Source organism: Methylobacterium sp. WL19 (genome assembly GCF_008040005.1).
Lineage (GTDB): Bacteria > Pseudomonadota > Alphaproteobacteria > Rhizobiales > Beijerinckiaceae > Methylobacterium > Methylobacterium bullatum.
Genome location: NZ_VRVC01000225.1, coordinates 1 through 3,677, shown reverse-complemented (window position 1 = coordinate 3,677; position 3,677 = coordinate 1). Strand labels below are relative to the sequence as shown.

3 protein-coding genes and 2 pseudogenes are annotated in these 3,677 nt (G+C 70.6%); 2 read left to right on the top strand and 3 right to left on the bottom strand.

Annotation, left to right across the window (positions count from 1 at the left end):
- Both FV220_RS26300 and FV220_RS24360 read right to left on the bottom strand, forming a co-directional pair.
- A pseudogene (locus FV220_RS26300) lies at positions 1–509 on the bottom strand (ATP-dependent DNA ligase); the annotation flags it as partial.
- Entirely contained in the window at positions 506–1,552 is a 1,047-nt protein-coding gene (locus FV220_RS24360; RefSeq protein WP_147833514.1) for a ligase-associated DNA damage response exonuclease, read from the bottom strand. The pseudogene FV220_RS26300 and the gene FV220_RS24360, both read right to left, overlap by 4 nt.
- Before the next feature lie 70 nt (positions 1,553–1,622).
- Between FV220_RS24360 and FV220_RS24355 the strand changes: the two genes are divergently transcribed.
- On the top strand, positions 1,623–2,579 hold the full coding sequence (locus FV220_RS24355) for a methyltransferase domain-containing protein (protein ID WP_147833513.1): 957 nt from the start codon (positions 1,623–1,625) through the stop codon (positions 2,577–2,579).
- Between the two features lie 248 nt (positions 2,580–2,827).
- Positions 2,828–3,562: a YoaK family protein gene (locus tag FV220_RS24350; RefSeq protein WP_147833512.1), complete on the top strand. Its 735-nt coding sequence runs from the start codon at positions 2,828–2,830 to the stop codon at positions 3,560–3,562.
- A 1-nt stretch (position 3,563) separates the two neighbouring features.
- On the opposite strand, the pseudogene FV220_RS26295 reads toward FV220_RS24350, so the two are convergent.
- Positions 3,564–3,677, bottom strand: a pseudogene (locus FV220_RS26295) (aminoacyl-tRNA hydrolase); the annotation flags it as partial.

Here is a 3,677-nt window from a genome sequence, read left to right as displayed (position 1 = left end):
GTGGGGATGTGCGGGGGTGGGTTGTTGTGGCCTGGACCAACCCCTCTCCCCGCACGCGGGGAGAGGGCTCTGCCGACCTCGTCGTCGGCAGAGCGAGGCGGCAGCCGAGGGTGAGGGGGCGAAGCCGGAGGAGCCTCCTCCGGAGACACCCCCTCACCCTCGCCCTCCGGGCTTGCCGCGCCGACGCCGAGGTCGTCGCGGCCCTCTCCCCGCCCGGCGGGGAGAGGGGAAGCGGCGGAGACCGGCCAGATCAGCGCGGTGGTCTCGGCGAGATCGCCCACATAGTTATGCGAGAGCGCGAACAGCACCGGATCGACCCGCGCCTCCACCAACCCGCGGATCATCGCCGGCTTGGCTTCGCGGAAGCTGAGGTTGCCGGTCATGGCGGCCAGCGCCCAGCCCCGTTCCGGGTCCGGCGCATGGGCAAAGTAATCCTGCAGCAGGCGCAGCTTGGCGTTGCGGCGCGGCTCGTAGGCGAGGCGGTCGAGGAGATGGGCGAAGTCGTTCACGCGGCGGCCTCCTCGGCCGGCGCGGCGGGCTCGCCCTCGCCGTCATCGCCATAGCCCAGCATGTGCAGCGGCTTGGCCTTGATCCCTTGTGTCCCGCACCAATGCACCAGGGCGTCCTCCTGCCCGTGGGTGACCCAGACCTCGCCGGCCCCGGTCTCCCGGATGGTGCGGCAGAGGTCGGGCCAGTCGGAATGGTCGGAGATGACGAGGGGGAGTTCGGCGCCCTTCTGCCGGGCACGCGCCCGCACCCGCATCCAGCCGGAAGCAAAGGAGGTGACCGGATCGGGGAATTTGCGCGACCACACGTCCTGGATCGCCGAGGGCGGGCAGAGCACGATGGCCCCGTGGAGTTTCCCGCGCTCCGTCGCCACGACCTTCGGCGTCTCGCCCAGGGGAATGCCCTCGCGCTTGTAGAGCTCGGTCAATTTCTCCATGGCGCCGTGGAGATAGATCGGTTCGTCGTATCCGGCCTCCCGCAGCAGGGCCATGACCCGCTGCGCCTTGCCGAGCGCGTAGGCGCCGACGATGTGGGCGCGCTCGGGGAACAGGGCGACCGAGTCGAGAAGCTTCTTCACCTCGTCCTTCGTGTCGGGCATCCGGAACACCGGCAGGCCGAAGGTCGCCTCGGTGATGAAGACGTCGCAGGGCACCACCTCGAAGGGCAGGCAGGTCGGGTCGTAGGCGCGCTTGTAATCGCCCGACACCACCACCCGGACGCCCTGCGCTTGAATCGCGATCTGGGCCGAGCCGAGGACGTGGCCGGCGGGCGCGAAGCGCACGGTGACGTCGCCGATGCGGATCTCCTCGCCGAGCACCGCCTCCTGGCGCGTCTCGCAAAAATCCTCGCCGTAGCGCACGGCCATGATCCGCAGGGTCTGGCCCGTGGCCAGCACCTGGCCGTGGCCGGACCGGGCATGGTCGGCATGGCCGTGGGTGATGAGCGCGCGCGGCACCGGCCAGGTCGGGTCCACGTGGAATCCGCCCAGCGGACAATACAGGCCCTCGCGGGTCAGGGTCAGGAGGTCGCTCGCACTCAGACTCATGCGGGATGCCGAACTGCGGGGGGCCGAACATGGGGATGGCGGATCATGCGACGTGATATAGGGCGCTCGCATGAACCCGCGAGCGCAGACGTCACTTCAGAACAGTTCGGGCGACCTTCTCGCCGACCGGCGCTACGCCTATGCCGAGGCCTGCCTCGTGGAGGGCGACGCGCAGGGGGCGGCCGAGATGGCCGAGCAGGCCCTGGAGATCGCGCCGCGTTACGCCGCCGCCTGGTTCCTCCTCGGGAGGGCGCGGGAGGCCCGCCACCTCGCCACGGCGGATCCCGGCGACCACCACGCCGCCCTCAGGGCCTATGGCAACGCCCTCGATCTCGATCCGCACGACGAACTCGGCGCGCGGCTGCGCCTCGTCCAGATCGGCCAGGGCGACGCCCTCGGCTCGATCTCGCCGGCCTATATCCGCGCCCTGTTCGACGGCTACGCCCCGCGTTTCGAGCGCCACCTCGTGAACGACCTGCACTATCGCGGGCCGGAACTGCTGGTGGAGGCCCTCGATGCCCTGGACGCGGCGCCGGAGAGCTTCGGCGACGTGCTCGACCTCGGCTGCGGCACCGGCCTGATGGGCGAGGCGCTGGCCGGGCGGACCCGGACCCTCACGGGGATCGACGTCTCCCCCGGCATGCTGGCGCAGGCCGCCCGGCGCAAGCGCTACGACCGTCTGGTGGAGGGGGATCTCACCCGCCTTCTCGCGGAGGAGCCCCCGGACAGTGCCGACCTCGTCGTGGCGGCGGACGTCTTCATCTATGTGGGCGGCCTCACGCGGGTGATGGCGGACGCAGCGCGCATCCTGCGGCCCTCGGGCCTCGTCGCCTTCACGGTGCAGTGGCATTCCGAGGGCGGCCTCGTCCTCGGCGCCGATGCCCGCTACGCCCATGGCGAGCGCTATCTCCGGCAGGTGGCGGACGAGGCCGGTTTCGACCTCGCGCGCCTCGAACCGGCGGCGATCCGGCGCGAACGCGGGATCGACGTCGAGGGACGGGTGGCGGTGCTGCGTCCCAGACCCTGAGGCACCCCGAAGGCCTGAGCGAAGCTCGCGCTGGCATGCCAATGCGAGCCGTTCCGAGGCTGGCGCGCCGTAATCCCGATTGTGCACGATTGGGTTGAACCGAACCCTCTCGTCATGTGTTGCACGGCACGGCACCCCCCAAGCCCTGCCCATCGGGCGGACGCCAGCGGTTCCTCCGCGGCGCCCGATCGGTAAGGTCGGGCCTCACTCAGTCCGATCCGTCCTTCCGAAGGAGCCTGTGCAGACGCATGGCCGACAAGACCGACAAGTCGTTTCCCGCCAGCCCGACGACGCGCATCCCCTTCGCCCTCGCCCTGTCGGCGCTGGCCGGCTGCGCCGATTCCATCGGCTTCCTCGAATTCTCACAGCTCTTCATGTCGTTCATGAGCGGCAACACCACCCGCTTCGGCGTCTCGGTGAGCAAGTTCGATTGGGAGAGCACGGCGCGGGTCAGCTCGGTCATCGTCATGTTCTGCTTCGGCGCCTTCGCGGGCACGCTGATCGCGGCCTGGGTCGGGCGCTGGCGGCTCTCGGTGATGCTGCTGCTCCAGGCGGTGCTCCTCGCCATCGGCCTCGTCATGCCCTACGGCAGCTTCTCCTGGCCGCTGCATGTCTATCCCATCGTCGTCGCGCTCGGCCTCCAGAACGCCACGCTGCAGGACGAGGCCGGGCGCAGCCTCGCCCTCACCTACGTCACGGGCGCGGTGGTGCGGTTCGGGACCGGGCTCGCCAACCTCCTGATGGGCAAGGTCGCGCCCTCGTTCTGGATCCAGGCCCCCCTCTGGGGTGCCCTGAGCACCGGCGCGGTGACCGGCGGCTTCCTCCAGACCCATTACGGCGAGGATGCCTTCCTGTTCCCGGCGGCCCTCGCGGCGCTCCTCGCACTGATCGCCATCGCCCTCACGGTCCTGAAGCCCGGCAGCGCCTACGTCACCGGCGCCGAGGAATACCATCCGCCGGACGCGAGGGGACCGGTGAAGTAACTCAATCGCCCCCGCCGTCGCTGCGCAGGCGCTTGGTGGCGCCGCGGCGGGACTTCTCGTCGAGGCGGCGCTTCTTCGAGGCCAGGGTCGGGCGCGTGGCCCGGCGCGGCGTCGG